Raw genomic sequence first — 26641 nt, 5'->3', positions numbered from 1 at the left:
CCGTAGACACGGACCCCGGGGGCCGCGCACCGCGTGACGGACGCGGGGCGCGGCCCTTCGTCGTGCTCTGGCATCGTGCCCTGTCGTCGGCCTCGTCAGCGCCCCTTGCCAGGGCGCCGAACATTTGGGAATCCCTTTAGGTCCTCACGGTTAGTGCTATAAAGAAAGCTCTCCGTAACCAACTCGGTTATTGCCTGTCCCGGTTGGAGAGCGATGCGACGTGACCCCAACCGCCTCCTCCAGCAGCACCTCACCGAAGCCGGACTGTCCCGCAAGGGCCTGGCCCGGCGGCTCAACGGCCTCGGCTCGGCCCGGGGATTGCTGGGAATGCGGTACGACCACGGCTCCGTGCTGCGCTGGATCGGCGGACGCCGCCCGCGCGAACCGGTGCCCGGCCTGCTGGCCGAGATCTTCTCGCTGCGGCTGGGGCGGCAGGTGTCCAGGGAGGACATCGGCATGCCGCGCGGAACGGTGCCCGCCGATCTTGGACAAAAGTTCCCCCATTCGTGGGAGGAGGGTGTGGCAAGCGTGACAGCACTGTGGAGGGCCGACGTCGAGCGGCGCAGGTTCCTGCTCGACTCCACCTTCGCCCTGGGAGCGGGCTCGGCGGGCATGTTCCGCTGGCTGGCGGCGCCCGACGGGGAGCGGCTTTCCGCGAACGGGCCGCGCCGGGTCGGGCCCTCTGACGTGGCCGCGATCCGTGAGGTCACCCGGTCGTTCAGCGAGCTGGACAACCGGTTCGGCGGCGGCAGCATCCGCGGCCCGGTCGTGCGCTACCTGCACACCGCCGTGACGCCGCTGCTGCGCGACGGCGCGTACGGCGAGGCCACCGGGCGCTCGCTCGCGACGGCGGCGGCGGAGCTGACCCGGCTGGCCGGATGGATGGCCTACGACCTGGAGCAGCACGGGCTGGCCCAGCGCTACCTGATCCAGGCGCTCGGCCTGGCGCGCGGCGCGGGCGACCACGCCCTGTGCGGCGAGATCCTGGCCGGGATGAGCCACCAGGCCGTCTACATCGGGCATTCCCGGCACGCGCTGGAGCTGGCGGGGGCGGCCGTCGCGGCGGCCCGGCGCTCTGGGGGCGGCACGCTGCTGGCCGAGGCCCGGGTGCTGGAGGCGCACGCCCTGGCCCTGCTCGGGGAGCACAAGGCGTGCGGCGGCGCGCTGCACGAGGCGGAGGTCGCCTTCGACCGGCGCAGACCCCAGGACGAGCCCGGCTGGATCGGCTACTTCGACGAGGCCTACCTCGCCGCGAAGTCGGCGCACTGCCTGCGCGACCTCGGCGACGGGACGCGGGCCGTACAGCAGGCCCGGCGCTCGCTGCTGATGGACGGGCGCTACGTGCGCGGCAAGATGTTCAACCTCTCGCTGCTCGCCACCTCGCTCATCCAGGAGGGCGAGCTGGAGGAGGCGTGCCAGGCGGCGTCGTCGGCCCTCGACCTGGCCGAGGGCATCCAGTCGGCGCGGACCCGGACGTACGTGGCGGACATGTGCCGCCGGTTCGCGCCGTACGCCGCGGAGCCGCGCGTGGCGGAGGTGCTGGAGCGCGGCCGGGGCCGCGCGAAGGACACGGCTGATGCGGGGAGGCAGGGCGCGGCCCGGCAGGGCACGGGCAGGCAGAGCGTGAGCAGGGAGGCGGTCGGCGTCTGATCCGACGCCGCCGCCAGCCCCCGCTCTCAGCCGGTGCTCCTCAGCCGGCGCGCCGCGCCGCGCTGTAGACCTGGAACAGCTCCCCGTCGAAGTACGGCGACAGGCCGGTCCCCGGGCCGGAGAGGCCGATCGTCAGGCCGTTCAGATATCCGAGGCCGCGTACGCCGTGGTAGGCGGCCAGCCACGGCGACCCCGAGGCGGCGGTGAAGGCCGAGCGCACGGCGATCAGCTCGTTCGCCCTCCTGGACAGGTCCTGGGCCAGGAAGGGCCTGCCGTACGCGCGGGTGAGCCGGGTGCTCCCGGTCGCGTGGCCCTCGGCGGTCTGCGTCGGGTAGCCGAAGATGGCGAGCGGCCGGTCGACCGGCAGGTTGTAGGCGAGGCCCTGCCCGCCGACCTTGTCGCCGAGACGCCCCGCGGGCAGCAGCCTGACGCCGGTGTAGCCGGTGGTGGTGCGATATTTCGGCCCGGCGGAGAACGCGGCGTACTGCGCCGCGTCCCGCAGCGTGACGCGCTTGGGCAGCAGTCCGGCGTGGACGCTGACGAACGCGTAGTCGCGGTCGAGGTCGCCATATCGGGTGAAGTCGCTGTGGGCGAAGACCCGGGCGCCGACGTAGACGCCCCACGGCGTGCCGCCGCCGGCGTACCCCGGAATGAAGATCCAGTAGCGGTAGGGCGCCGGGGTGGAGTCCTCCGCGCCCTGCGCCGTGCCCGCTGCCGTGCCCGCTGCCGTGCCCGCTGCCGTGCCCGCTGCCGTGCCTTCTGACGTGCTCCCTGCCGCGGGCCTCGGGGCGTACACGCAGTGTCCGGCCGTCGCCACGAGATTGCGGTGATCGGACTGCACGGAGGTGCCCGCGCACCAGTGGGGGCGGCCGTCCGAGCCGACGAAGAAGACCTTGCCCGTCGTCCTCGGCAGGTTTACGTTCCTCGACGGACCGGAGGCCCGCTTGACCCCGGCGGAGGCCGGCACCACGCCCCGCACGCCGCCGGGGGCGCTGCCCTCGGCCTTGACGGGAGTGGCCTGGATCCCGGCCGGTGCGGAAAAGGGAGTGGCCGCCGTGAGCGGGCGTCCGCCGTCGCCGAGCCAGTAGGCGATCACGTCCGCCGCCTTCTCACCGGAGACGAGGGGTGTCGTCACCGTGATCTCGTAGGCGTGAGCGGGCACCGCCGTCCCGCTGACGAGCAACGCGGCCGTCGCCGCCGCACCCCACAGCGGGGGGAGGATGCGCTTCAACCGGATCTCCTTGCTGTGGAACGTCTCCCTCGCCCGTGGCGCCCTCGGGAGTGCGGTGTGAAGGGGCTGCGAAGGAAGATACAGCGACGGGGATCAAGTCGGGAAAACAACGCGGGTGGAGAGCTGTTCTCCCGGAACGCAGAAGTGCCCCACCGCGGTGCGGCGGGGCACTTCCGGGGGGTGCTCAGGCCTGTGCCGTGAGACCCGGAGCCTGCGTGGGCTGCGCGGCCTCCTGGGCGAAGGTGATGACGATGTCGCGGCCGTTGGCGTAGCTGACCACCGGCCGCTGGAGCGTCTCACCCACCCTGCGGGCGACCGTCTGCCACAGGTCCACCATTTCCGGGGTGTCCGCGGTGATCCGGAACCGTCCCTGGGTGGTGAGGTGGTGGGTGACGAGCTGCGAGAAGGTGATCTCGCCGCGCGCCCTTTCCTCCGCGTTCAGGGGGGTGCGCCGGAAGGCGGGCCGCGTGCTGGAAGGGTGGGTCATCCTGATCTCCTCGTGATCGCCGTCCACCCAGCATGTCACTCGTGGACCGGCACCGGGGTGTTCGCGACTCAGGCGATCGAGCCGGACCAGTTGCTGGCGGCGGCCTTGTAGACGCCGTAGGTCTCGCCGTCGAAGTAGGGGGAGACGCTGGTGTCGATCCGCCGGTTGCCGTCGGTGTCCGAGACGCCGCTGGTGACGCCGTTGAGGTAGCCGAGCCGCTTGGAGCTGCTGTACCTCAGCAGCCACGACGAGCCCAGGGAGCCCTCGCCGGTGAAGGACGACTTGACGCCCACGAGCTCCTCGCCCTTGACCGAGGGGGCCTTGGCGGCGAAGGTCTTGCCGTACGACCACTTGAGGGTCTGGCCGGTGAAGGCGTGGTTGCCGTCCGGGTGCGACCCGCTCGGGTAGCCGAACACGTAGACCGAGCTGCCGACCTTCTGGTTGTAGGCCAGGCCCTGCGCGCCGACGTTGCTCTCGAGCCGGCCGGCGTCGGTGAACTTGACGACGTAGTACTTGCCGCCCTTGCTCTTGCGGAGGAAGCGGTCGTGGCCAGCGTAGGTCTTCCTGTCGACCTGCTTCCAGCTCCACTCGGCGACGTTGCGCAGGTCGCCGCCGCGCCCCGCCTTGATGCCGTTGTAGACGGTCACGAAGGCGTAGTCGCGGTCGCCGTCCTCGTAGACGTCGTAGTCGTAGTGGGTGTAGGCCGTCTTGCCGACGTAGATGCCCCACGGCGCCTTGCCCTGGTAGTAGCCGGGGATGAACACCCAGCGGTCCATGGTGGCCCGGTTGGTCTTGGTGTCGTAGACGCAGTGCCCGGCCGTGGCGACCAGGTTGCCGTACTTCGAGTGGACGGAGGTCGCGCTGCACCAGTGCGGCCTGCCGTCGCCGCCGCGGAAGAAGACCTTGCCGGTGGTGCGCGGCAGGTTCACGTTCTTCAGCGAGCCGCCGGACGACCCGCCGCCGATGGGGGAGACGATGCCGGGCTTGCTGTCGGCGGACGGGCCGCCGCTCGAGATGTGCTTGGCGCTGACCTGGCTCTCATACCCGTACGGGGTGGCGTGGAGCAGGTTGGAGGCCTTCTGGTTGAGCCAGTAGGCGATGACGTTCTTCGCGGCGAGGCCGCTTCCGGCCAGGGTGTCGTGGGCCGTGTCGCCGGCGGCCTGAGCCGGCGCCGCCATCGAGGCCCCGACGAGGCCGGCGACGGCCACGCCCCCGATGGGCAGGATCAGGCGCTTGACTCGCGTGTTCATGAATCTCCAGGTGCTGTCGGGGCAGGTCACATGCGTCCCACACGTCAGTAAAGGGACAGTAAAGACAGTACCCCGCGCCTTATCCGTGTTTCGGGAGCTTTTCGGACCGATGTGCGCGTGATCTTTTCGTGACATTCGACAGCGCTTGTCAGGAACGTGCGATCAGTGCAGGTCTCCTCGGCTTCCGTCCGTGTCAAGCCGAGCACGCGGCGCAGTCGAAGGGGGCGTCCTTGTGTGACGCAGATCACATGGTGACGCGCCTGGAGGGGGTCAGCCCGTGCCCTGCTTGCTCGCCTGGGTGTACACCCGCTGGGTGAGCTGGTTGAAGTAGGGCGTGGAGACGGCGTCGAGGCGTCCGCCGCCGTTGAGGTTCCAGGTCAGGCTGGTGATCCCGGCGAGGTAGCCGGTCCGCGTGGTGGCATTGTAGCCGATCACCCACGGGCCGCCGCTCGCGCCGGCCGTGAACGGGCAGCCCGCCAGCCGCACCCCGTGCTCAAGCTGCCAGGTCGGGGCGCTGACGAACTTCTTCTCGGTGATGCCGTCGCAGGACTTCACCGTCTGCCCGGTGTACGGGCGGGTGCCGTCGGGATTGGCGCCCGCCGGGTAGCCGAAGACGTACGTCTGCCGTCCGAGCGGCTTGCCGGAGGCGAACCGGAACGCCCCGACCTTGTCCTCCAGCCGGCCCACGTCGACCGAGCGATACTTGAGCCTGCCGCCCTCCACGTACGGCTGCCAGGAGAAGCCCCGGTGCACGGTCACGAAGGCGTAGTCGCGGTCGAAGTCGCCCTGGCCGGCGAAGTCCTCGTGCATGTAGAGCGTGTGGCCGACGAAGATGCCCGAAGGGGCGACGCCGTCGTGGTACCCGGGGATGAAGACCCAGTTCTGCACCGGCTTGTCCTGCGACAGCGCGTACGCGCAGTGCCCGGCCGTGGCGACGAGGTTGCGATGGGCGGAGTGCACCGCGGAGGCGGAGCACCAGAACTCCTTGTCGCCGACCTTGAAGAACACCTTGCCCACCATCGGCGGGGAGGCCACGGGCGGGGGCGCCGCGCCCCGTGGGGTCCTCGTGTGCGTCTTCGCGTCCCCCGGGCCCATCTCCACGGCGGAGGTCGTGCTCCTGGTCGAGGGGGACGGCTTGGTGCTGGGCACGTAGCTGCTGGCCTGCTTGAGCCGCTCGGGGCTCCAATAGGCCGCCACCCGCTGCTTGTCCGCCTGGCTGGGAGCGAGCGGGAAGGCGCTGACCCCGTTCTTGTTGACGCCGGCGTTCCTGTTGACACCGGCGCTCTCGTCGACGCCGGTCACCGCGGAGACCGGGGTCGTGGCCACGCGGGACGCGGCGGTCGCGGGAACGGCGGGCCCCTGGCTCCAGAAAACGGCGACCGCACTCGCGGCGGCGACGACGCCACCGATGGCGAGTGTGAGGTTCCTGGTCACCGTGAGCCTCTCGGGGCGGAGATATGGTCAGTAAGGGGTGATTTTTCCAGATCCATACGGTTGTGGCACAGCTTCTTGTCCACCTCGTTATGAATCGAGCGGAACCGATGTGGTCTGTGGTACGCCACGTTTCCGCTGAGGTCCGGAGTGGACGCTTGCCCTGGAGCTCTCCCGTGAACACGCTGGTCAGCAGCGGAAACGGGGGGATCGCATGAAACCGCTGCTTGTCCTACTGGCCGGTGCGGCGCTGGCCGCCGGCCCCGCTGCGCAGGCCTCTGCCGAGGCCGCCGCGCAGGTTCCTGCTCGGCCGGGTGTCTCCGGCGACGGGGCGACATCGCTCCCGGAGTGGGCGGACACCCTGCCCGCTCCACCGCCGCCCGAAGTCGCCCTGCGGGCGTCCCGGCCGTCGGCCGCCCGGGTGCGGGCGGTGATCCTGACCGTCGCCGAGGGCGAACAGGCGGAGCCGCCGGCGCGGTCGGTGTTCCTGAACTGCTCTCCGGTGGGCGGCTCGCACCCTTCCGCGGAGGAGGCGTGCGCGTGGCTGAACAGGGCGGGCGTCGACCCGAGCGCGCTGCGGGTGAACGCGGCCGCGCCCTGCACGATGATCTACGCACCTGTCACGGTCACCGCCAGCGGCATATGGGACGGGAAGTACTTCCAGTTCCGGCGCACCTTCGGCAACGACTGTGAGCTGAAGTCGGCCGCCGGGGCGCTGTTCGACTTCTGACGATCCCAGTCGACCGCACGCGGCGTACGGGGAACGTAAAAGGTGGACCGGGGAACCGTGACACGAGAGGGCCCGGCGGGACGTCCCGCCGGGCCCCCTGTCCGACCTTGCCCTGATATGTCAGACGTGAGCCATCACTGGGTCCACCGGTTGGCGGCCGCCTTCTCGGGTGTCCGAGCCGCGGCCTTGACGGTCACGTCGCCCGGAGTGGCCTGTGCCGCCGCGACGGCCGGGGTGATCGTCGCGGTCGCGACGAGCCGTACGAGGGTGTCCGGGCGGGAGGCGGCGGCCGGAGTAATGTTCTGGCATGTTCGCCGTCACCGCCACACAGTTCGATCCGGACGACCCGATCAAGGGCCTGACGCTCGGGGAGCACCCCGAGCCCGTCGTGCCGGAGGGATGGACGACCGTCACGGTCCGGGCCGCCGCGCTCAATCACCACGATCTGTGGACCCTCAAGGGCGTGGGGATCAGCCAGGAGCGGCTGCCGATCGTGCTCGGCTGCGACGCGGCGGGGGTGGACGAGGACGGCAACGAGGTCATCGTCCACTCCGTGATCGGCACGCCGGTCGACGGGGACGAGACCCTCGACCCGGCGCGTTCGCTGCTGTCGGAGAAGTACGACGGGACGTTCGCGGAGAAGGTCGCGGTGCCCCGCCGCAACCTGGTGCCCAAGCCCGCGTCGATCTCCTTCGAGGAGGCCGCCTGCCTGCCCACGGCCTGGCTCACGGCCTTTCGCATGATCTTCGACAAGGCTGAGCTGGAGCCCGGCTCGACCATCCTGGTCCAGGGCGCAGGCGGCGGTGTGGCGACCGCGCTGATCGCGCTCGGCCGGGCCGGCGGCTTCCGCGTCTGGGCGACGAGCCGCTCGCAGGACAAGCGGGAACGGGCCCTCGGGCTCGGCGCCGACCGGGTCTTCGAGACCGGCGCGCGGCTGCCCGAGCGGGTGGACGCCGTCATGGAGACGGTCGGCGAGGCCACCTGGAAGCACTCGCTCAGCTCCCTGCGCCCGGGCGGCCGGATCGTCACCTGCGGCGCGACGAGCGGCATGGTCGCCGCGACGCAGCTCGCGCAGGTCTACTTCCTGCAGAAGTCGATCATCGGATCCACGATGGGGACGCGCGAGCAGCTCGCGCGGCTCGCGGTGTTCCTGGAGCAGACGGGTGTCCGGCCGGTGATCGACCGGGTGCTGCCACTGGCCCGGGCGGAGGAGGGCTTCACGGCCATGCACCGCGGCGAGGTCTTCGGCAAGGTGGTCTTCACGCTCTGACGCGCGTGGCCGGGGCGCGGAGGGCGCGTCCCGGCCCGGAAGGCTTCGGCCGGGTACGCGTCGCTCAGGGGTGCAGTGCCCGGCGGATGCGCTCGGCGGCCTCGTCGAGGGCGGCCCGGCACTCGGCGAGGGCCTGTTCGCCGGGCACGCCCCCGCCGGAGGAGCGGTGGACGTCGGCGACGAAGTCGGCCAGCATCCGGCTGAGCGCGGCGTCGTGGTCGCCCTGGCGGCCGCCGCCGAATCCCCAGGACTCCTCCCAGATCCGCCGCCACTCCTGCTGCCAGCGCTCGCTCTCCTCCTTCCACTGGCGCTTGTGGCGACGCCACTCCTCCTTGGCGTGGTCGCGCTGCCGCCGCCACTCCTCCTTCTGCTCACGCCGCAGGTCGCGGTTGTCGTGGCCGATGTCCCTGGCCATCTGGGTGAGCTCCTCGCGCAGGGACCGCACGGTCTGCCGCACGTCCTCCTTCACCTCGCGCGCGATGTCCTGGACCGAGGCGGTGATCTCCTGCTCCAGGTCGGCCAGCTCGTCCATCCGGTCGTTGATCTCGGCCCGCCCCTTGTCGGTGAGGGTGAAGACCTTCTTGCCGTCCACGACCTCGTGGGTGACCAGGCCCTCGTCCTCCAGCCTGGCCAGCCGGGGATAGATCGTGCCGGGGGAGGGGGAGTAGACGCCGAGGAAACGGTCCTGCAGCAGCCGGATGATCTCGTAACCGTGCCGCGGGCTCTCCTCCAGCAGCTTCAGCAGGTACAGCCGCAGCCGGCCGTGCCCGAACACGGGACTCATGACGTCTCCTCGCTCTCGGCCCCGAGCGGCAGCCGCCCGGTGCGGTGCCGCCTCGTTCGCTCGCTCACGCTCTCTCCTCTTCTCGCCTGCCGGCGGGCTGGCCGCTGAGCAGGGTGACGGCGCCGGACACCGTGATGGCCGAGAGGGACGCCATACCGCCGCCCAGCCGGCCGCTGAGCGAACGGGTGCCCGGGGCCGAGGTGACGTGCAACTCGGGGAAGGCCGACTCGATCCTGCCGGAGGTCGAGCGGACGGACACGTCGGCGTCCACGTCGTGCGGGAGCCGTACGACGATCGAGCCCGACATGCTGTTCGCGGTGACGTGACCGGTGGGCTCCAGTTCGAGGTCGGCGGTGACGCGGCCCGACACGGTGTTCGCGCGCAGCCGCCGCGGCCGGCCCGCGGCGACGGTGAGGTCGCCGGAGACGCTGGAGAAGGACAGGTCGCCGGTCAGGCCCCGGCTCTCCACCGAGCCCGAGACCGTCTCGGCGTGCACCTCGCCGCTGACGCCGTCGAGGACGATGTCGCCCGACACGGACTTCACCCCGGTGTTCCCCTCCATGCCCGTCACGACGGCGGAGGCGGAGACGACCCCGGCCCGCACGGGGCACGTCCTCGGCACGGTCAGCGTCAGCGTCGTGCTGCGCGGGCCCGGGCGTAACAACCCGAGGACGCCGTCCCACGTCAGGTCCTTGTACGCGACGGTCAGGCGGCCGTCATCGTCGTGCGTCACCACCAGGGGCGCGCCGTCCACCTCCGTCACGTCGAGGGCCGGCGGGCCGTCACTGGCCAGCACCGCCAGCCGACCGGCCATGATGCGCACGTTGAGCGCGGTGACCGCGCCGAACGTGAGCCGTCCGGGAGAGTCGATCGTCCATTGGGGCATCGCTCAGGCCCTTCCACGCGAAGTCCTGCGTCCGCACGGGTCGGCTTCCGCGCAGACGAACCATCCACAAACACGATATATCGCGTTTGTGCAAAGTCAAGATGTATCGCGTTTCCGTGGCCAGCCGGTCTTGGTGGCCTCCTGTCAGTCGTCCTCGTCCAGGCGTGCGAGCCAGGTGGCCAGGCGCTCGACGGGCACCTCGAACTCGGGGTTGAGGTCCACGAACTCGCGCAGCCGCTCCGCGAGCCAGCCGACGCTGACCTCCTCCTCGCCGCGACGCTCGACGAGCTCCTCGATCCCCCTGTCGGTGAAGTACATGCCTCGCTCCAGTGAGCTCCAGTGAATGGTCTGATCATGGAGAGAGGTCCCCCACGGGCGTGGGGGACCTCCTCAGTGGTACGGGATCCTCGCTCAGCCGAAGATCTCGTCCAGGATGCCGTGCAGTTCCTCGTCGTGCTTGGCGTGCGAGCCGACGGCCGGCGAGGAGTTCGGCGTACGCGAGACCCGGCGGAAGGTGCGGCCCCCGAGCAGGTCGGGCTTCTCCACGATCTTCAGGCTGAGGTAGGGCCACGGACCCATGTTGACGGGCTCGTCCTGCGCCCAGAGCAGCTCCGCGTCCGCGCTGTAGCGGGCCAGCTCGGCCTTGAGCGGGTTCTCCGGGAACGGGTAGAGGCGCTCCAGGCGGACCAGCGCCACGTCGTTCCTGCCCGACTTCTCGCGCCGCGCGAGCAGGTCGTAGTAGATCCTGCCCGAGCAGACCACGATCTTGCGCACCGCCGACGGGTCCACCGTCGAGTCGCCGATGACCGGTCGGAAGGCGCCGGAGGTGAACTCCGAGGTGGCCGAGGCCGCCGCCTTGAGCCGCAGCAGCGACTTGGGCGTGAACACGATCAGGGGCTTACGCCGCTCCGACAGCACCTGCCAGCGCAGCAGGTGGAAGTAGTTCGCCGGGGTGCTCGGCTGCGCCACCGTCATGTTGTCCTGCGCGCACAGCTGCAGGTAGCGCTCGATGCGGGCGGAGGAGTGGTCCGGGCCCTGACCCTCGTAGCCGTGCGGCAGCAGCAGCACGACCGAGGAGCGCTGACCCCACTTCTGCTCACCCGACGAGATGAACTCGTCGATGATCGACTGGGCGCCGTTGGCGAAGTCGCCGAACTGCGCCTCCCAGGCGACCAGGGCGTCCGGGCGGACCACGCTGTAGCCGTACTCGAAGCCCATCGCGGCGAACTCGCTGAGCAGCGAGTCGTACACGTAGAACTTCGTGGTGCCGTGGTTGAACGTCTTGAGCGGGGTGTGCTCCTCGCCGGTGACGCGGTCGACCAGCACGGCGTGACGCTGGCCGAAGGTGCCGCGGCGGGAGTCCTGACCGACCAGGCGGACCGGGTGGTCGTCGATGAGCAGCGAGCCGAACGCGAGCAGCTCACCGGTCGCCCAGTCGATCGCGTCCTCGGCGACCATCGTGCCGCGGCGCTGGATGACCGGGGCGAGACGCGGGTGGACGGTGAAGCCCTCGGGCAGGTTGAGCTGGGTGTCGATGACCCGCTTGACGACCTCCTCCGAGATCGCCGTCTTGGTGTCCTCGTGCGACCACGGGATCAGCTCGTCGGGCTCGGGGACCCGGACGGCACCGGGCGCCGGTGGATGCTTGACGGCCTCGCGGGTCTCGGTGAAGGCCCGCTCAAGCTGCTCCTGGTAGTCGCGCAGGGCCTGCTCGGCCTCCTCGACCGTGATGTCCCCGCGGCCGATGAGGGCCTCGGTGTACAGCTTGCGGGTCGAGCGCTTGGCGTCGATGAGGTCGTACATCAGCGGCTGCGTGAACGCCGGGTTGTCGCCCTCGTTGTGACCACGCCGCCGGTAGCAGACCATGTCGATGACGACGTCCTTGCGGAACGTCTGGCGGTACTCGTACGCGAGCCGGCCGACCCGCACGACCGCCTCGGGGTCGTCGCCGTTCACGTGGAAGATCGGCGCCTGGATCATGCGCGCGACGTCGGTGGCGTACACGCTCGACCGCGAGGACGCGGGGGAGGTGGTGAAGCCGACCTGGTTGTTGACCACGATGTGGACGGTGCCGCCGGTGCGGTAGCCGCGCAGCTGGGACAGGTGCAGGGTCTCGGCGACCACGCCCTGGCCGGCGAACGCCGCGTCGCCGTGGACGAGCACGGGCAGGACGGTGAAGCCCTCCTCGCCGCGCTCCAGCAGGTCCTGCTTGGCCCGGACCACGCCTTCGAGGACGGGGTCGACCGCCTCCAGGTGCGAGGGGTTCGCCACCACGGACGTGCTGATCGTGTTGCCCTCGGGCGTCGTGAAGTCGCCGCTCGCGCCGAGGTGGTACTTCACGTCGCCGGAGCCGTGCGCGCTGCGGGGGTCGATGTTGCCCTCGAACTCGCCGAAGATCTGGGCGTACGACTTGCCCACGATGTTGGCGAGCACGTTGAGCCGGCCGCGGTGGGCCATGCCGATGACGACCTCGTCAAGGTGCTCGGCCGCCGCGTAGCTGATCACCGAGTCGAGCAGCGGGATCAGCGACTCGCCGCCCTCGAGCGAGAACCGCTTCTGGCCGACGTACTTGGTCTGCAGGAAGGTCTCGAACGCCTCGGCGGTGTTGAGCCTGCGCAGGATGTTGAGCTGCTCCTCGCGGCTGGGCTTGGAATGCGGCCGCTCCACCCGCGCCTGGATCCAGGCCCGCTCCTCGGGGTTCTGGATGTGCATGTACTCGATGCCGATCGTGCGGCAGTACGAGTCGCGCAGCACGCCGAGGATGTCGCGCAGCTTCATCAGCGGCTTGCCGCCGAAGCCGCCCGTCGGGAACTCGCGCTCCAGGTCCCACAGCGTCAGGCCGTGCGACTGGATGTCGAGGTCCGGGTGCTTGCGCTGGCGATACTCCAGCGGGTCGGTGTCGGCCATGAGGTGGCCGCGGACCCGGTAGGCGTGGATGAGCTCCAGCACGCGCGCGGACTTGGCGACGTCGTCGTCGTGGGTGGCCGAGATGTCCTGGACCCAGCGCACCGGCTCGTAGGGGATGCGCAGCGACTGGAAGATCTCGTCGTAGAAGCCGTCGGCGCCGAGCAGGAGCTGGTGGATGCGGCGCAGGAAGTCGCCCGACTGGGCGCCCTGGATGATCCGGTGGTCGTAGGTGGACGTGAGCGTCATCACCTTGCTGATCGCGAGGCGGGACAGCGTCTCCGCCGAGGCGCCCTGGTATTCGGCGGGGTATTCCATCGCGCCGACGCCGATGATCGTGCCCTGGCCGGGCATCAGGCGCGGCACCGAGTGGACCGTGCCGATGGTGCCGGGGTTGGTCAGGGAGATCGTCGTGCCCTGGAAGTCCTCCACACCGAGCTTGCCCGCGCGGGCCTTGCGCACGATCTCCTCGTACGCCACCCAGAACTGGCGGAAGTCCATGGTCTCGGCCTGCTTGATCGAGGGCACCAGGAGCTGACGGGTGCCGTCGCTCTTCTGGACGTCGATCGCGAGGCCGAGCCCGACGTGCTCGGGCTTGACGAGGACCGGCTTGCCGTCCACCTCGGCGTACGAGTAGTTCATCTCAGGCATCGACTTGAGCGCCTGGACGATCGCGTAGCCGATGACGTGGGTGAAGGAGATCTTGCCGCCACGGCCGCGGGACAGGTGGTTGTTGATGACGATGCGGTTGTCGATCAGGAGCTTGGCGGGGACCGCGCGGACGCTCGTGGCCGTGGGGACGACCAGCGACGCCTCCATGTTGGCGGCGGTGCGCGCGGCGGCGCCGCGCAGCTTCTCCTCGACCGCGCCGGCGGGGGCCGGCTGCTTGGCGGGGGCCTGCTCCTTTGCGGGGGCCTTGGCCGCCGGCTTCGCCTGCGGCTTGGGCTGCGGAGGCGCCGTCTGCGGAGCCGGGCTCACCGGAGCGGGAGCCTCGGGCGCTGCCGTCGCCGTCGCGCCGTTCGCGACGGCGGCGGACTTGGACGGAGCGGGCTTGGCCGTCCCGTTGTAGTCAGCGAAGAAGTGCCACCAGGCCTGATCAACAGACTCTGGATCTTCGAGATACTTCTGGTACAACTCGTCGACAAGCCACTCATTTTGTCCAAAGCTTGCCAGCGGGTTTGACCGCGACGACTCAGACGACACGGCGGAAATCGCCCTCTTCCGCAGATCGGCGTTGATGTTTGGTGAACCTGTCCAAGGCTACTCGCCTCACACACCGACGTGCGCCCCGGCGGGTCGTAGGTCCCGGCCCATCCTCCCAGGATCGATAAAACAGGTCACGCGCGGATAGCCCGTCTGGGTGGTGAGGTGTCCCTTACCCCCTGGTCACAGCGGCTGGTCAGCCGATGAGCCGCGACTTGATCTGGATATCGGGAGCTATATCGGTCAGCATACCGGCAAGGTCGTCGGCCGCGGCGTGCAGCGCCTCGAGGGAGAGCGGTTCGAGGCGTTCCAGCAGGAAGAGCGCGTCCACCGTCTCCTCGGTGATCCTCGTCCTGACACACTGCCGCCAGTTCCAGCGCCGGCAGGTGACGCCCGCGTCGTCGCGCCACACCACCTCGCCGATCTCCGGGTCGCCCAGCACCTCTTCCGAGGGCTCGTCGCCCGCGGCCCGCACCAGCCGGGCCGTGCCCTGGTAGCGGCTCAGGTCCTCGCCGCCGATCGGGAGGCCGTGCCGTACGGACACGCTGTTGTAGGCGTCCACCACGAGGTTGATCTCGGGCAGCGGCATCCGGCGGACCAGCGCGTCGACCGAGGGCCGGGTGCGCTGCGGCTTGGCGCCGAAGGCGCGGTAGGCCGTCCGCCAGGCCTCGATCCTCTCGTCGGTGAGCGGCACGGCGTGGGCCGCCGCGTCGGCGAGCCAGGCCCGCGACCGGTCGTCGGAGGGCCCGTTGCGCAGGCCGTACGCGCAGACCACCAGGACGGCGAAGTCCGGACGTAGCGCCGTGACGGCGTCGTCCACCCAGATGTCGTCGATCACGCCCGACAGCCTACGGCCACGCCCGCATGGCGAGCGTCGCCACCGCGTCGAGGTCGCCACGGCTCGCGCCGTCCCTGGCCTGGGTGGACATGCCCTGGATGACGGCGGCGAAGAACGTCGCGAGCGCGGGGGCGTCGGTCTCCGGGGGGAGGAGGCCGGCCTCGACGTCCCGCTCGATCCGGCGGCGGATCGCCGCCTTGCTCGCCTCGCGGTGCGTCCGCAGCTCCTCGACCACGCCGGGGTCGCTCGTGTTCACTCCCGCCGAGATGATCATGCAGCCGGGTGGGTGGGCCTGGTCGGTGTAGACCTCCGCCGCCTCGCGCAGCAGGCGCTCGACGGCGGCCCGCGCGGTCGGCTCCCCCGCCAGGGCATGCGAGGCGAACGCGCCGTGGGTCTCCTGGTAACGGCGCACGGCCTCGCCGAACAGCCGGCGTTTGTCCCCGAAGGCGGCGTAGAGGCTCGGCGGGTTGATCCCCATCACCGCGGTCAGGCCGGCGACCGAGGTCGCCTCGTAGCCATGCCGCCAGAACTCCTCCAGCGCCCGCTCCAGCGCGACGTCCCGGTCGAACGCCCTCGTCCTGCCCATGCGCTGATTTTATAGCGATCGCTACAGGTCGTGTTATTTTGTAGCGGTCGCTAAAGAAAGGAGACGGGCATGGGCACGCTCGACGGCAGGACGGCGCTGGTCACGGGCGCGAGCAGGGGAATCGGACGCGGGATCGCCGAACGGCTGGCGGCCGACGGGGCGCTGGTGGCGGTGAACTACGCCAGGGACGAGGCGGCGGCCAAGGACACGGTGGCGGCGATCGAGGCCCGAGGCGGCCGGGCCTTCGCGGTCAGGGCCGAGCTGGGCGCGCCGGGCGACGTGGACGAGCTGTTCGCCGGGCTGGACCGGGAGCTGGGCCCGCGGGCGCCGATCGACATCCTCGTCAACAACACGGGGATCACCGTGCGGGGAACGATCGAGGAGGTGACGCCGGAGCTCTATGACCGGGCGTTCGCCGTCAACACGCGGGCGGCCTTTTTCGTCACCCGGCGGGCGCTGCCGCGCATCCCCGACGGCGGGCGGATCGTGACCGTCACCTCGGGAGTGACCAGGATCGCGTTCCCCGAGGCGATCGCGTACGCGATGACCAAGGGCGCGCTGGAGACCTTCACACTGGCGCTGGCCAAGCACCTCGGGCCGCGAGGGATCACCGTCAACAACGTGGCGCCGGGGATCGTCGACACCGACACCAACGCGGACTGGCTGCGCGGCGACGAAGCGGCCTGGGCGGCGTCGGCCGGCCGGGCGGCGCTGGGCCGCGTCGGCACACCGCGCGACATGGCCGACGTGGTCGCGTTCCTCGCCTCCGGAGACGCCCGCTGGGTCACCGGCACCACGGTCGACGCCACCGGCGGCAGCGACCTGTGAGCCCGCCGCCCGGGGGCAGGAGGCCGGGCGAGTAGAGTCCGGGCTCATGCCGGAAACGCCGCGTGTGCTCGCCGTACAGAACGGGGCGAAGGGGGGTCCCGGGCGGTTCGGGAAATGGCTGGAGGCCGCCGGGGTCGCCGTCGACGTGGTCACCGCCTTCGACGGCTCCGCCCTGCCGTCACGGCTGGAGCACGACGGCCTGCTCGTGCTCGGCGGCGGCTACATGCCGGACGACGACGACACGGCGCCCTGGCTGCCGGCCACCCGCGCCCTCGTCGAGCAGGCCCTCGCCCGGTCGGTGCCCTACTTCGGCATCTGCCTGGGCGGGCAGATGCTGGCCTCGGTCGGCGGCGGGAAGGTCCAGGCGGACGCCGGGGCGCCCGAGCACGGCAGCACCTCCATCGCCATGAGGGCCGAGGCGGCGGACGACGTGGTGTTCGGCGGGCTGCCCCAGGTCGTCCCGGCGATCGAGAACCACATCGACGCCGTCACGGCCCTGCCGCCGGGCGCGGTCTGGCTCGCCGAGACGGAACGCTGCCCCTACCAGGCGTTCCGGCTGGGCGAGCGTGCCTGGGGCGTGCAGTTCCACCCCGAGGCCGGGCCCGAGCGCATCCGGCTGTGGGACGCCGAGCACACCCGCAGGCGGGGGCTGGACATCGACGAGCTGTACGCCGCCGCCGTGACCGACGACCCGCTCGCGCGGGCCGCCTGGGGCGAGGTCGCCTCCCGCTTCGCCGCCGTGGTCGAGCGGGGCTGAGCGGATCGTCTCCGGGGCGTCAGTCCCAGGGGACGTCGAGCAGCCGTTCGAACTGGGCGGCGGCCTCGTCGGGGTCGAACCCGGGCAGGCCGTCGCGGATCAGCTCCCGGGTCCGGCGCGCGGCGTCGAGCCGCGCCCGGGAGACGGCGGCGCGGACCTCCTCCGCCAGCGTCCGGCTGTCCAGGCGCATAGCGCGCGGCCCGAACGTCACGTCCAGCACCATGCCCTCCGCCGACACGGTGGCCGTCACCTGGCCGGAGGCCGCCTCGCCCGTGCCGGTGATCTCTTCGAGGTCGGCCCGGGCCCGCTCTGCCCAGGCGTGGACGCGCTCCGCCTGCTCCTCGGCCCGGGCGAGATCCTCCTCGCGGATGTCGGCCGGGTTCATGCGAGAGCCGTACACGGCGCCTCCAGTCGGGTCGTGAAGGGTCACAGCAGGTCGCGGGCGATCCGCTCCACACGGTCGCGGACGAAGCCGTCGTCCAGGGGCGCGGGGACGTCCGCGGTCTCCGCGAGGGCGGCATCCATGATCTGCCTGGTCCTGGCCTCGGCGTCCCACTGGGCCGCGCGCAGCACGGCCGTCACCTGCCGGCCGAGCGCCTCGCGGTCGAGTCGCAGGACGCGGGGGTCGAAGTGCAGCTCCACGATGTCGCCCCGGCCGTCGGCCACCGCTCTCATCGTGCGGTCGGGGTTTTCCGCCCGACCCGTCACGTCGCGGACCAGGGCCCGCGCGTCCTGCAGCCGTCGCATCATCGCCCGGCCCTCCAGCAACACGCGCTCCAGCAGCTCGGCGTCGCCGTCGGGGGAGGGGGTCGTCATGAAAAAAGGTTATCGAATGGTAGATCGGTGTTTACTGGGATCTGTACGCGACGGGAAGTGGGGGAGTTGAGCCTGCGGCATGGAGTCGGGACTGGAGATCATCCACGACCGGATGAGGCAGGACGCCTCCCGGATGCGGGTGCACGGTGAGGACTACGCCGCCGCGCTGCGCCGGCTCAGGGAACGCGGGCTCGGGGGCGCGGCCTGGCAGGACGACGGCCTGCTCGGCATGCTGACCGGGCCGTACGCCGAGTGCACGCTTCTGGGGGTGGAGGCGCTGACCGGTCTGTCCGCGGCGATGGCCGACACCGGCGACGGGCTGGGCAGGGTGAGCGCCCGCGTCGGCGAGGCCGAGGACGCGAGCCTGACGCGGTCCCGCGACCTGTACGGCGAGCAGTGGGCGTGACGGGGGCCCCGCGATGGGTGTGACGGTTCCTCCGCAGGTGGACGTGATGCTGAGCATGCTCGGCATGCCCTGGCCGAACGTCGACGAGGACGAGATCCGCAAGGACGCAGACGCCTGGCGGACCGTGCTCGCGGGCACCGACCGGTCCGGTGCGGCGGCGAACGCCACGATCGCGGGGACGGGTGAGGTCTATCGCGGCAGGTCGGCGAACGCGCTGGCCGGCTACTGGAACGAGACGGGCGGCGAGGGCGGGCACCTGAGCCGGGCGGCCGCCGCCGCGCGGCTGGCCCCTGCCGTGCTCGACAACACCGCCTGGCTGACGACCGGCGTGAAGGTCGCGGTGGCCTCGACCGCCGTCTACACGACCGTACGGGTGGCCAGGGCGTACCTGTCCGGTGGCCCGCTCGGCGCGGCACTGGCCGCGGCGGAGATGTTCCGCTCCCGCGCCGCCATCGGGAAGATCCAGCGGGAGGGCGCCGAGGGCGCCGGACGGGTGCTGGCCCCCGCGCTCGACCGCCGGGTCACCGAGCAGTTCCGCCGGATCCTCGAAGGCCTGCGCCGCCCGGGCGGAGGAGGGCCGGTCCCCGCGTTCGCCGGCGCGGGTCACCGCATCCCGGCCCGGGGGACGGTGGGTCCCCGCGCGGCGGCCGGCCGGTCCCCGCAGGACGGCCTGGCGCTCATGGGGCGCAGCAACAAGAACGCCAGGAGCGGCGGCAACGGGCGCCGCGGCGGGGGCGGACGCCGTAGCGGGGGCGGGGGGGGCGCCAGTGCCAGGGACGACGGCCGGACCTCCCACAGCGAGCAGCGCCAGAGCCAGCGTGGTTTCAGCGACGACATGATCGACGACGTCAAGGCGAACGGCCGGAGGAGCCGTGGCCACGAACCCGGCACCTCCGTCTATGAGACGGACAAGCTGAAGGTCGTCGTGAACGACAAGACCGATAACGTGATCACTGTCATCCGCAAGAAGAAAAGAAGGAACTAGTGGGCGGGGGAGTCTGACGTGCGAATCGAGCACGACAGGGAGAACAACGTCGCCTACATCTACCTGGTCGACGAGATCGGTGAGGGAGAGGCGGTCACCCAGATCGAGGTCGAGGACGACGACCTGCGCGGGGAGATCGTGCTGGACCTGGACCGGGAGGGGCGGCTGCTGGGCATCGAGGTGCTCGGCGCGTCGCGCGTCCTGCGGCCGGAGGTCCTCGCCCTGGCCGACGACGATGCCGGCGATGATGCCGGCGACCAGGCAGGCGACCAGGCAGGCGAAGGAGACGGCGGGGACGACGGCGGGGACGGGGGCGGGCCGGGCGGTTCCAGCCTGCCGCCCTACGAGCCGCACCTGCGCTGAATTCTCTTTGTGCTGAGTTCTTTTGCGCTGAGTTCTTTTGTGATGGGCCTGCCGACGACGTGGAACCGGCCGCCGCCTCTGCTGAGGCGGCGGCCGGGGTCTTCAGAGGCGGCGGGCCGTCAGGCGGAGCAGGCGGCGCCGTTCAGCGTGAACAGGTCGGGCGTGGGGTTGGCCTCCGGCGCGGCCTTGCCGTTGAAACCGAAGGTGATCGACTGGCCCGGGTTGATGGTCTTGTTGTACGACTCGTTCGAGGCGGTCACCGTCGCCGCCTTCTGGGAGAACTTGGCGTTCCAGCCGATGTCGATCGTCTGACCGCCCAGGAACGACCACTTCAGCGACCAGCCCTCGATCGCCTTCGTGCCGGTGTTCTTGATCGTGAGCTGGGTGGTGAAGCCCGTCGGCCACGAGCCGTGCGTGGTGTAGGTGACCTTGCACCCGGCCGGGGCCTTGACCGCGCCGTCGCCCTGGTCGGCGATGAACGCCGAGATCCACGACAGCGGCGCGTTCCAGTTGATCGTCAGCTCGTTGGTCGCCCAGGAGCCGATGTCGTCGATGTAGCAGAACTGCGCCACGCAGCCCGTGAGCTTCGCCTGGGCCACCGGGTCCTGGATGGCGGAGTTGGGGCCGCCCGCGAGCGTGCCGCGCGGCGGGTTCGGCAGCGAGGTGTCCAGGGAGTGGGCGTACCACCTGGTGTGCTGGTTCTTCGACGCCACCTCGCCGTAACCGGTCACGTACGACTGGTTGAGCGCGTTGCGGCCGAAGATGTAGTCGATGCCCTCCAGCACGCCGTCGCGGTACTTCACGTCGCCGGTGAGGTCATAGGCCGTGGCGATGACCACCAGGTTGTTGACGACGATGCTGTTCGATCCCCAGTCGTAGTTCGTCGTGTCGTACGGCAGGCCGTACGGGTGGGCCTTCAGTATGGCGAGGTACTTGTCCGCGCCGGCCACCACGGAGGCGCGCACCTCGTCGCGGCCGGGCAGATCGTTGGGCACGGTCGCCAGGTCGAGGCGGCCGAGCGCGGCGACGTTGCCCCAGTCCATGGCGCCCGTCTTCCAGATGTCGGCCGTGTGGAGCGGCGAGGCGAGGACGTAGTCCTTGTACTCCTTCTCACCGGTGGTGATGTAGAGCTCGGCGGCCGCCCAGTAGAACTCGTCGCTGACGTTCGCGTCGTCGTAGGTGCCGCCGCCGACGCCGTCGGAGGGGGAGGCGAGCAGGTTCGGGTGCGCCTTGGCAGCCGTCCACGCCTTCTTCGCCGCCGTGAGGTTCTTCGCGGCGAACTCGGCGTCGTACGGCGCGAAGATCCGCGCCGCCTGGGCGGCCGTCGCGGCGAGGTTGAGCGTGGCGGCCGTGGAGACCGGGTGCAGCTCCCGCTTCTGCGCGTCCAGGTGCGGCAGCAGCGGCAGGCCGGTCCAGTTCTCGTCGTGGATCTTGTGGTGGACCATGCCGTCGGGCCGCTGCATCTTCAGCAGGAACTCCTGCTCCCAGCGGGCCTCGTCGAGCACGTCGGGGACGTCGTCGCCGCTCTCGGGGATGTTCAGGCTGCCGATCGGCTTGGCGGTCGCGGCGTTCTTGGTCCGCTCGAACTCGCTCATGAGCTGCGCGACCGAGATGCCGCCGTTGACGACGTACTTGCCGTGGTCGCCCGCGTCATACCAGCCGCCGGACACGTCGAGCGAGTAGTCGCAGACCCCCGGCTGGCAGGGGACGTTCGTGTCGCCCTGGTTGGGGGCGACGCCCACGTGCCCGGCGGGACGGCCGTAGCCGGGACGCAGGGCGTCGTCGATCGCGATCCCGCTGCGCTGGGTGTAGTAGAACTTCAACGCGTCGAGCTTGAGGTCGGCGTACGCGTCGGGCTTGATGTCGAACGGCCGGCTGGTCTCGCCGTCGGCGGTCAGCGTGTAGCCGGTCCCGGCCTTCGTGTACGTGCTGAAGTCGATCGTGTGGACGTTCTGCCCGGAGCTGGAGTCGACGCCGCGCGGGGTGGTCGTGCCGTGCGCGACCACGGTGCCGGCGGAGTTCTTGAGCTGCCAGGGCAGCGCCTCGGTGGCGTCGGTGACCACGGTGGCGTTCTTGGGGCCCTTGGGCAGGTAGGCCACCTGGTTCACGCGGACCCGGGGGCCGGTGTCGGGCGTGTAGACCTCTGGCGGCGCCCCGCCCTTGAGGGAGACGTTGTCAACGCAGAACCGCCATGCCGTCGCGCTGCCGCCGAGCTGGAAGACGACCTGCGCGTTGGGCAGGTCGACCGGCGAGGTGAACGTGTAGCTGTAGGTGTTGCCCGAGACGCTCAGCTCGGGAGCGGCCGACACATACTGCGTGTAGGGGTCGGTCGGGAGCTGGACGTACGCCCTGGCGACCTTCCCGGGGTCCGCGGTGGCGAAGAAACTGAACGCGTAGGTCTCGTCCTTCACCAGCGGGATGTCGTTGACGCCGATGATCGCGTCCCAGGGGTTGATCGTGCCCGCGGGGACGTCGGAGCAGAGACGGCCGTCGGTCAGCTCGAAGTCGAGGTTCGCCGTGTGCCACCACGGGTCTGTGGTGGTGTCGAACGTGCCGTTGGGGATCTGTTCCGGGCCCTCCTCCGCCGTGGCGGGAGGTGCGCCTGTCAGGCAGGCCGTGGCCAGCGCCGCCACGGCGAGAATGCCGATTCGTCTGAGCACTGTGGTCCTCGGGGAGAGTGGGAGCGCTCCCAAAGTCGGAAGCGACTCGCATGCTTCCTTCGGCTTTCCGCGGGCGTCAACGATGCGGGCGGTGGGACGCGCCTGACCGGCCATTGCGAGGGGGTGTGACTGAAACTTACATTTCCGCAAAGGGTTTTTTGCAAAGATTCCTTTGCGAAGGGTAGCGTCGGCCGGCATGGACCACGAGGTCTTCCATGTCGACGATCCCCGTGCGCTGAAGGCCGTCGCCCACCCGTTGCGGGTGCGGCTGCTGGGGGAACTGCGTACGAACGGCCCGGCGACCGCGACCGAGCTGGCCGGGCGCCTCGGCGAGAGCTCCGGCGCGACCAGCTATCACCTGCGCCAGCTCGCCAGGTATGGCTTCGTGGACGCCGATCCCGACCGGCGCGACCGGCGTGAGCGCCGATGGCGGGCGATCCACCGCTTCACCTCATGGAGCGACGTGGAGACGGCCGCGACGGCTGCGACGCCCGCGACGCCTGCGACGGCTTCGCCGGCCGAGGGCAGGGAGGCCGCGGCGGTCCTGCGGTGGCGTCAGCTCGAAAAGCTCACTGCCGACGTCGAGAGCTTCGAGCGCGAGCGCGACCTGTGGAGCGAGGCGTGGGTCGAGGCCGCCGGGATGTCCGACCTGGTCGTACGGCTGTCGCCGGCGACGGTGGCGTCCCTCTACGAACGGGTGTCGGCCATGCTCCTCGAGGCCGCCGAGCGGGATCGGGACGACCCGGACGCGCGTCCGGTCGCGGTGTTGCTGGCGGCCCATCCGCGCCGGGACCCGGCGGCCTGACATCAACCGGCCCCGCCCCCTGAAGGCACCCCCTGTAGAACGAAATTCGGTTACACGGCACAATCAAGCGTCAGGGCTGCGAAAGGGGCGGGGAGCCGATGAGCAAGGTGATCGTGACCGCGGCGAACGAGGCGCAGCGCGCGGCGTGGCTGGGCGGGAGCCTGCCCGAGGTCGAGCGGGTGCGGCCGGGGCTGTGGTCGATTCCCGTCCCGATCCCCATCAACCCGCTGCGCTACGTCCTCGTCTACGCCCTGGAGGTCCCGGACGGGGTCGTGATCATCGACGCCGGATGGAACACCGAGGAGGCGTACGGCGCGCTCGTCGCGGGGCTCGCCACGGCCGGATATGAGATCACGGACGTGAAGGCCGTGCTGGTCACCCACATCCATCCGGACCACTACGGCCTGGCCGGGCGGATCCGGGAGGCGTCCGGCGCCTGGATCGGGCTCCACCCGGCCGACGCCCGCATCGTGCACGACCGCTATGACGAATCGGCGATCGACTCGCTCGTGCAGCGGGAGCGGTCCCTGCTGGTCAGGTGCGGAGTGCCGGACATGACGGCGCAGGAGCTCGCCGGGGCGTCGGTCATGCTGCGGCAGTTCGTCACGATGGCGACGCCCGACCGGCTCATCGAGGACGGCGACCGGCTCGACCTGCCGGGCTGGGACCTGCGGGCGATGTGGACCCCCGGCCACTCGCCCGGTCACCTGTGCTTCGTGGAGCCGGAGCGCAGGCTGCTGTTCTCCGGCGACCACGTGCTCGCCCGGATCACGTCGATGGTCGCCGTGCATCCCCAGTCGGCGGCCAACCCGCTCGCCGACTATCTCGACGCGCTGCGGGCGGTGGGCAAGCTCGATGTCGAGGAGGTGCTGCCCGCCCACGAATACCGCTTCCTTGAGCTGGCCAAGCGGGTGGACTACGTGATCGGGCACCACGAGGAGCGGCTGGCGGAGGTGCAGCGCGTCGTGGCCGACGGCGACGGCTCCACCTGCTGGGACATCGCCACCCGGCTCACCTGGTCGCGCGGCTGGGAGGAGATCCCCGCGCACATGCGGCGGGCGGCCAACAACGAGACGCTCGCCCACCTGGTGTGGCTGGAGCAGCGGGACATGGTCACCCGAGTGCCGGGCGAGCCCGACCTCTGGTACGCGCCGTCCGCCTGACCGGGCCGCTCGCGGCCATACCGGCCGCCGGGGGACCGCCGCTCATCACGATGCCGTGTTTCCGGCGGAGACCACGTCGTTTCCGGCGGAGACCGCGTCCTGCCGGGGGAGTGCGGCCGCGGTGACGTTCAGGTGGGTTTCGAGGTAGGCGTCGACGACGTCCAGATCGGCGGTCACGGCGGCGACGTAGCCGTCGGGGCGCACCAGGACCCACTCCCCGGAGACGAGTCCGTAACCGTCGCGCACGTGGTGGCCGGTGTCCGCGATGTCGCCGCGTTCGCCGATGGTGTGCACGTGCACGCCGCGCCGGGCGGCGGGGGCGTCGCCCGCGGGCACGTCGTAGCCGATCAGTGTCCAGTGGGTGCCCCGGAAGAGCGAGAACAGGCGTGTGGGCAGGCCTCCGGCACCGGTGACGGGCGCGTCGGGGGCGCGGTGGCCGGCGAGCACGCCCGCGCTTCGCAGGGGGTCGGTGAGAGTGAGCGGCGAGCCGGGGTAGCCGAGGTCGAGCTGGGAGACGTCCCGCTTGCGGTTGATGTCGCCCTGCTTGGCCGCGTCGAGCAGCCGTGTCGACAGGCCGAGCACCGCCTCCGCGACCGGGCGGCGCTCCTTCTCGTACGACGCCAGCAGCCGCTCCGGGGCGCCGTCGAGCACGGCGGCGAGCTTCCAGCCCAGGTTGTAGGCGTCCTGCACGCTGGTGTTGAGCCCCTGCCCGCCGGTCGGCGGGTGGACGTGCGCCGCGTCTCCGGTCAGGAACACCCGTCCGGCCTGGTAGGTCCCCGCCAGGCGGGCGTTCATCTCGTACGCCGAGGCCCACGGGACCGAGCGGATCACCACGTCGTCGCGGCCGGTGCGCTCGCGCACCAGCTCGGTCAGGCCGTGCGCGGACAGGTCGACGTCCACGTCGAAGGGGATCGGCGCCTGGAGCTGGAACATCTCGGTGCCGTAGAGCGGGCACAGCATGAGCTGGTCGTCTGCTCCCCGCCCCCAGCGGTGCCACGCGTCGAACGAGAGCCCTTCGACGACCACATCGGCCACCAGGGCGCGCACCCCGAGAGTGGCGCCGTCGAAGGCCACTCCCAGGGCCTTGCGTACGAAGCTCGACCCACCGTCGGCGCCCACCAGATAGCGGGCGCGCACGGTGCGCGTACCGGCCGGAGTGAGGATGCGGGCGTTCACGCCGTCGTCGTCCTGGTCGAAGCCGACCAGCTCGTGGTCGTAGTGCGGGGCGTGGCCGAGCTCGGCCAGCCGCTCGCGCAGCCTGCGCTCGGTGAGGAACTGCGGGACCAGCAGCGCCATCCGATAGGGCTCGTACGGAGTCGGGCCGGTCATGTCGGTCATCGCCCTGTCGATCGGGCCGTCGGCGGTGTAGAGGCGCTGGGGCGGATATTCGCCGCCGGAGGCGACGATCTTGTCGATCACACCGAGGTCCTCGAACACCTCCTGGGTACGCGGCTGGATGCCCTTGCCACGTGACCCCGCGAACGGGCGGGCGGCCTTGTCGATCAGCAGGAAGCTCACGCCCCGGCGGGCCAGGTCGATCGCGAGGGTCTCCCCGGCCGCCCCGGCTCCGCTGATGATCACCTCGACGTCGGTGTCGGTCATGTCCGGCTCCTCTTCCGCATGCCTCGGGACGGCTCGGCCGTCCATCGAAATTATGTGTAAAACGCACACATCGTAGACATGCCTGCGATCACTCGTCAATCGTGAGTCGGCAAAGTAGGCTGTAAGCAGCATCTATTGAAGGGTGGGTCGGTCAGAAAGTTGCATGCATGTTGCACTGGATTCTGGACACTTGCGCCCTTGGGCGGCCCCCGTGAGACCCGCGTCGCGGCGGCCCAGAGCGGTCAGATCCGCGCGTCGGAACGGCGGGCCACGGCCCCGCGAGGCGGTGACCAGAGCCGTCAAGAGCGTCAAGACCTGCCTGGGGGAGCTCGACGTCTGTCCGCGCGTCAGCCTGGGCCTGCCCTGTGCGTTGCCCTCTGTGCCTCTCGCCTCACTCGCGCAGCCGCTGGGCCTGTCTGTGCGTCGCTCGGGCCTGTCCGCGCGTCGCTCGGTGCCGCGTCGCGCTCCCTGTGTGCCCCCGCGTCTTACTCATGTAGTCGTCGGGTTCTTCCGAGGCGGTGGTAGGTGAAGGCCCAGCGGTCTTCGCCGACGTTGCGGCGGGTGTAGCGCTCGGGGTGCTGGTAGCGGTCGCGGTTGTGGAACTGGCAGGCCGGGCCGAGGAGTTTCAGGTCCGTGAGCCCGCCGGTGCTCCAGTTGTCGGCGTGGTCGATCTGGCACATGGTCGCCGGGAGTGGGCAGCCGTCGATCCAGCAGGTGGCGTACCGGGCGAAGATGGCCCGGCGTTGGGCGGGGGTGGCCAGGCGGACTTTGCGGCCCATGTCGAGGACTTGCCCGTCGGCGTTCATGACGATCCGGACCAGGGTTGAGGTGCGGGCGAGGCGGTGCACGCTGGAGAGGGGCAGCACCTGCCCGGTCGCGAGCAACAACCCCGGCGCGGTCCCCGGTGCCATCCCCAACGCCCCTCCCAGAGACGCCCCCAGCAGCGTGCTTGCCGACGCTCCCAGCGCCGACCCCAGCGACGCCCCGGGCAGCGTGCCCGCCGACG

Annotated in this window: 25 protein-coding genes; 10 read left to right on the top strand and 15 right to left on the bottom strand. The window is 70.9% G+C overall.

Translation table 11 applies throughout. From position 1 onward, the window contains the following. Nucleotides 1-213 precede the first annotated feature (213 nt). Entirely contained in the window at nt 214-1650 is a 1437-nt protein-coding gene (locus tag FLV34_RS29975) for a hypothetical protein (protein ID WP_261985958.1), read from the top strand. A 40-nt stretch (nt 1651-1690) separates the two neighbouring features. Here FLV34_RS29975 and FLV34_RS29970 read toward each other — a convergent pair whose 3' ends face one another. From FLV34_RS29970 to FLV34_RS29955, 4 genes are all read right to left on the bottom strand, one after another. Further along, entirely contained in the window at nt 1691-2881 is a 1191-nt protein-coding gene (locus FLV34_RS29970) for a serine protease (protein WP_261985957.1), read from the bottom strand. A 184-nt stretch (nt 2882-3065) separates the two neighbouring features. Then, complete coding sequence (locus tag FLV34_RS29965) at nt 3066-3368, bottom strand: hypothetical protein (protein ID WP_147944694.1); 303 nt, start codon at nt 3366-3368, stop codon at nt 3066-3068. A gap of 68 nt (nt 3369-3436) precedes the next feature. After that, nucleotides 3437-4618, bottom strand: coding sequence for a serine protease (locus tag FLV34_RS29960; protein WP_142651263.1), 1182 nt, complete (start codon nt 4616-4618; stop codon nt 3437-3439). A 270-nt stretch (nt 4619-4888) separates the two neighbouring features. After that, nucleotides 4889-6052: a serine protease gene (locus FLV34_RS29955; protein WP_147944693.1), complete on the bottom strand. Its 1164-nt coding sequence runs from the start codon at nt 6050-6052 to the stop codon at nt 4889-4891. A 211-nt stretch (nt 6053-6263) separates the two neighbouring features. Here FLV34_RS29955 and FLV34_RS29950 point away from each other — a divergent pair, with 211 nt between their 5' ends. Both FLV34_RS29950 and FLV34_RS29945 read left to right on the top strand, forming a co-directional pair. Next, on the top strand, nt 6264-6779 hold the full coding sequence (locus FLV34_RS29950) for an SSI family serine proteinase inhibitor (RefSeq protein ID WP_147944692.1): 516 nt from the start codon (nt 6264-6266) through the stop codon (nt 6777-6779). Between the two features lie 307 nt (nt 6780-7086). Next, a complete protein-coding gene (locus FLV34_RS29945) occupies nt 7087-8049 on the top strand; it encodes a zinc-binding dehydrogenase (protein ID WP_142651266.1) in 963 nt (320 codons plus the stop codon). Nucleotides 8050-8113: 64 nt separating this feature from the next. On the opposite strand, the gene FLV34_RS29940 is transcribed toward FLV34_RS29945, so the two are convergent. From FLV34_RS29940 to FLV34_RS29920, 6 genes are all read right to left on the bottom strand, one after another. Further along, nucleotides 8114-8833, bottom strand: coding sequence for a PadR family transcriptional regulator (locus FLV34_RS29940; RefSeq protein WP_147944691.1), 720 nt, complete (start codon nt 8831-8833; stop codon nt 8114-8116). 64 nt (nt 8834-8897) lie between these two features. Further along, nucleotides 8898-9719 (bottom strand): DUF4097 family beta strand repeat-containing protein, encoded by an 822-nt coding sequence (locus FLV34_RS29935; RefSeq protein ID WP_142651268.1) that lies wholly within the window; start codon nt 9717-9719, stop codon nt 8898-8900. A 144-nt stretch (nt 9720-9863) separates the two neighbouring features. After that, on the bottom strand, nt 9864-10037 hold the full coding sequence (locus FLV34_RS40820; protein WP_167530605.1) for a DUF6104 family protein: 174 nt from the start codon (nt 10035-10037) through the stop codon (nt 9864-9866). 93 nt (nt 10038-10130) lie between these two features. After that, nucleotides 10131-13826 (bottom strand): multifunctional oxoglutarate decarboxylase/oxoglutarate dehydrogenase thiamine pyrophosphate-binding subunit/dihydrolipoyllysine-residue succinyltransferase subunit, encoded by a 3696-nt coding sequence (locus FLV34_RS29930; protein ID WP_142651269.1) that lies wholly within the window; start codon nt 13824-13826, stop codon nt 10131-10133. Between the two features lie 196 nt (nt 13827-14022). Then, nucleotides 14023-14664 carry a B3/4 domain-containing protein gene (locus FLV34_RS29925; RefSeq protein WP_142651270.1) on the bottom strand — a complete coding sequence of 214 codons (642 nt, stop codon included), beginning with the start codon at nt 14662-14664 and terminating at the stop codon, nt 14023-14025. 10 nt (nt 14665-14674) lie between these two features. After that, nucleotides 14675-15250 (bottom strand): TetR/AcrR family transcriptional regulator, encoded by a 576-nt coding sequence (locus FLV34_RS29920; protein ID WP_147944690.1) that lies wholly within the window; start codon nt 15248-15250, stop codon nt 14675-14677. Nucleotides 15251-15319: 69 nt separating this feature from the next. Here FLV34_RS29920 and FLV34_RS29915 point away from each other — a divergent pair, with 69 nt between their 5' ends. Both FLV34_RS29915 and FLV34_RS29910 read left to right on the top strand, forming a co-directional pair. Continuing rightward, nucleotides 15320-16078: an SDR family oxidoreductase gene (locus tag FLV34_RS29915; RefSeq protein ID WP_142651272.1), complete on the top strand. Its 759-nt coding sequence runs from the start codon at nt 15320-15322 to the stop codon at nt 16076-16078. Nucleotides 16079-16124: 46 nt separating this feature from the next. Beyond that, nucleotides 16125-16835 carry a type 1 glutamine amidotransferase gene (locus tag FLV34_RS29910; RefSeq protein ID WP_142651273.1) on the top strand — a complete coding sequence of 237 codons (711 nt, stop codon included), beginning with the start codon at nt 16125-16127 and terminating at the stop codon, nt 16833-16835. A gap of 19 nt (nt 16836-16854) precedes the next feature. Here the strand turns inward: FLV34_RS29910 and FLV34_RS29905 are convergent, their stop codons facing one another. Beyond that, nucleotides 16855-17235, bottom strand: a complete 381-nt coding sequence (locus FLV34_RS29905) for a YbaB/EbfC family nucleoid-associated protein (protein WP_147944689.1) — start codon at nt 17233-17235, stop codon at nt 16855-16857. 26 nt (nt 17236-17261) lie between these two features. Continuing rightward, nucleotides 17262-17651, bottom strand: coding sequence for a YbaB/EbfC family nucleoid-associated protein (locus tag FLV34_RS29900; protein ID WP_142651275.1), 390 nt, complete (start codon nt 17649-17651; stop codon nt 17262-17264). Nucleotides 17652-17730: 79 nt separating this feature from the next. On the opposite strand from FLV34_RS29900, the gene FLV34_RS29895 reads away from it, so the two are divergent. The 3 genes from FLV34_RS29895 to FLV34_RS29885 are packed head-to-tail and all read left to right on the top strand — an operon-like array spanning nt 17731 to nt 19405. Next, entirely contained in the window at nt 17731-18057 is a 327-nt protein-coding gene (locus FLV34_RS29895; protein ID WP_142651276.1) for a hypothetical protein, read from the top strand. Nucleotides 18058-18070: 13 nt separating this feature from the next. Then, on the top strand, nt 18071-19042 hold the full coding sequence (locus FLV34_RS29890; RefSeq protein WP_142651277.1) for a DUF4258 domain-containing protein: 972 nt from the start codon (nt 18071-18073) through the stop codon (nt 19040-19042). A gap of 18 nt (nt 19043-19060) precedes the next feature. Continuing rightward, on the top strand, nt 19061-19405 hold the full coding sequence (locus FLV34_RS29885) for a DUF2283 domain-containing protein (RefSeq protein ID WP_147944688.1): 345 nt from the start codon (nt 19061-19063) through the stop codon (nt 19403-19405). Nucleotides 19406-19524: 119 nt separating this feature from the next. Here the strand turns inward: FLV34_RS29885 and FLV34_RS29880 are convergent, their stop codons facing one another. Then, nucleotides 19525-22065, bottom strand: coding sequence for a glycoside hydrolase family 9 protein (locus tag FLV34_RS29880; RefSeq protein ID WP_260617501.1), 2541 nt, complete (start codon nt 22063-22065; stop codon nt 19525-19527). 196 nt (nt 22066-22261) lie between these two features. On the opposite strand from FLV34_RS29880, the gene FLV34_RS29875 reads away from it, so the two are divergent. Both FLV34_RS29875 and FLV34_RS29870 read left to right on the top strand, forming a co-directional pair. Further along, nucleotides 22262-22870 (top strand): helix-turn-helix transcriptional regulator, encoded by a 609-nt coding sequence (locus tag FLV34_RS29875; RefSeq protein ID WP_147944687.1) that lies wholly within the window; start codon nt 22262-22264, stop codon nt 22868-22870. A 98-nt stretch (nt 22871-22968) separates the two neighbouring features. Then, a complete protein-coding gene (locus FLV34_RS29870) occupies nt 22969-24033 on the top strand; it encodes an MBL fold metallo-hydrolase (RefSeq protein WP_142651281.1) in 1065 nt (354 codons plus the stop codon). Between the two features lie 45 nt (nt 24034-24078). On the opposite strand, the gene FLV34_RS29865 is transcribed toward FLV34_RS29870, so the two are convergent. Beyond that, nucleotides 24079-25635 carry an FAD-dependent oxidoreductase gene (locus tag FLV34_RS29865; protein ID WP_147944686.1) on the bottom strand — a complete coding sequence of 519 codons (1557 nt, stop codon included), beginning with the start codon at nt 25633-25635 and terminating at the stop codon, nt 24079-24081. A gap of 485 nt (nt 25636-26120) precedes the next feature. After that, nucleotides 26121-26641 (bottom strand): HNH endonuclease signature motif containing protein (locus tag FLV34_RS29860; protein WP_222709671.1); only part of this gene is annotated, 521 nt, incomplete at its 5' end.

This window comes from Microbispora sp. CSR-4, from assembly GCF_008033685.1.
GTDB lineage: Bacteria > Actinomycetota > Actinomycetes > Streptosporangiales > Streptosporangiaceae > Microbispora.
This window is presented reverse-complemented; position numbering and strand designations above follow the sequence as displayed.

Coding starts and splice junctions, on each gene's coding strand:
- FLV34_RS29920 (WP_147944690.1), bottom strand. CDS start 15,250: ATGGGCAGGACGAGGGCGTTCGACCGGGACGTCGCGCTGGAGCGGGCG.
- FLV34_RS29900 (WP_142651275.1), bottom strand. CDS start 17,651: ATGACGACCCCCTCCCCCGACGGCGACGCCGAGCTGCTGGAGCGCGTG.
- FLV34_RS29865 (WP_147944686.1), bottom strand. CDS start 25,635: ATGACCGACACCGACGTCGAGGTGATCATCAGCGGAGCCGGGGCGGCC.
- FLV34_RS29915 (WP_142651272.1), top strand. CDS start 15,320: ATGGGCACGCTCGACGGCAGGACGGCGCTGGTCACGGGCGCGAGCAGG.
- FLV34_RS29950 (WP_147944692.1), top strand. CDS start 6,264: ATGAAACCGCTGCTTGTCCTACTGGCCGGTGCGGCGCTGGCCGCCGGC.
- FLV34_RS29890 (WP_142651277.1), top strand. CDS start 18,071: ATGGGTGTGACGGTTCCTCCGCAGGTGGACGTGATGCTGAGCATGCTC.
- FLV34_RS29910 (WP_142651273.1), top strand. CDS start 16,125: ATGCCGGAAACGCCGCGTGTGCTCGCCGTACAGAACGGGGCGAAGGGG.
- FLV34_RS29875 (WP_147944687.1), top strand. CDS start 22,262: ATGGACCACGAGGTCTTCCATGTCGACGATCCCCGTGCGCTGAAGGCC.
- FLV34_RS29975 (WP_261985958.1), top strand. CDS start 214: ATGCGACGTGACCCCAACCGCCTCCTCCAGCAGCACCTCACCGAAGCC.
- FLV34_RS29960 (WP_142651263.1), bottom strand. CDS start 4,618: ATGAACACGCGAGTCAAGCGCCTGATCCTGCCCATCGGGGGCGTGGCC.
- FLV34_RS40820 (WP_167530605.1), bottom strand. CDS start 10,037: ATGTACTTCACCGACAGGGGGATCGAGGAGCTCGTCGAGCGTCGCGGC.
- FLV34_RS29935 (WP_142651268.1), bottom strand. CDS start 9,719: ATGCCCCAATGGACGATCGACTCTCCCGGACGGCTCACGTTCGGCGCG.
- FLV34_RS29940 (WP_147944691.1), bottom strand. CDS start 8,833: ATGAGTCCCGTGTTCGGGCACGGCCGGCTGCGGCTGTACCTGCTGAAG.
- FLV34_RS29895 (WP_142651276.1), top strand. CDS start 17,731: ATGGAGTCGGGACTGGAGATCATCCACGACCGGATGAGGCAGGACGCC.
- FLV34_RS29945 (WP_142651266.1), top strand. CDS start 7,087: ATGTTCGCCGTCACCGCCACACAGTTCGATCCGGACGACCCGATCAAG.
- FLV34_RS29965 (WP_147944694.1), bottom strand. CDS start 3,368: ATGACCCACCCTTCCAGCACGCGGCCCGCCTTCCGGCGCACCCCCCTG.
- FLV34_RS29870 (WP_142651281.1), top strand. CDS start 22,969: ATGAGCAAGGTGATCGTGACCGCGGCGAACGAGGCGCAGCGCGCGGCG.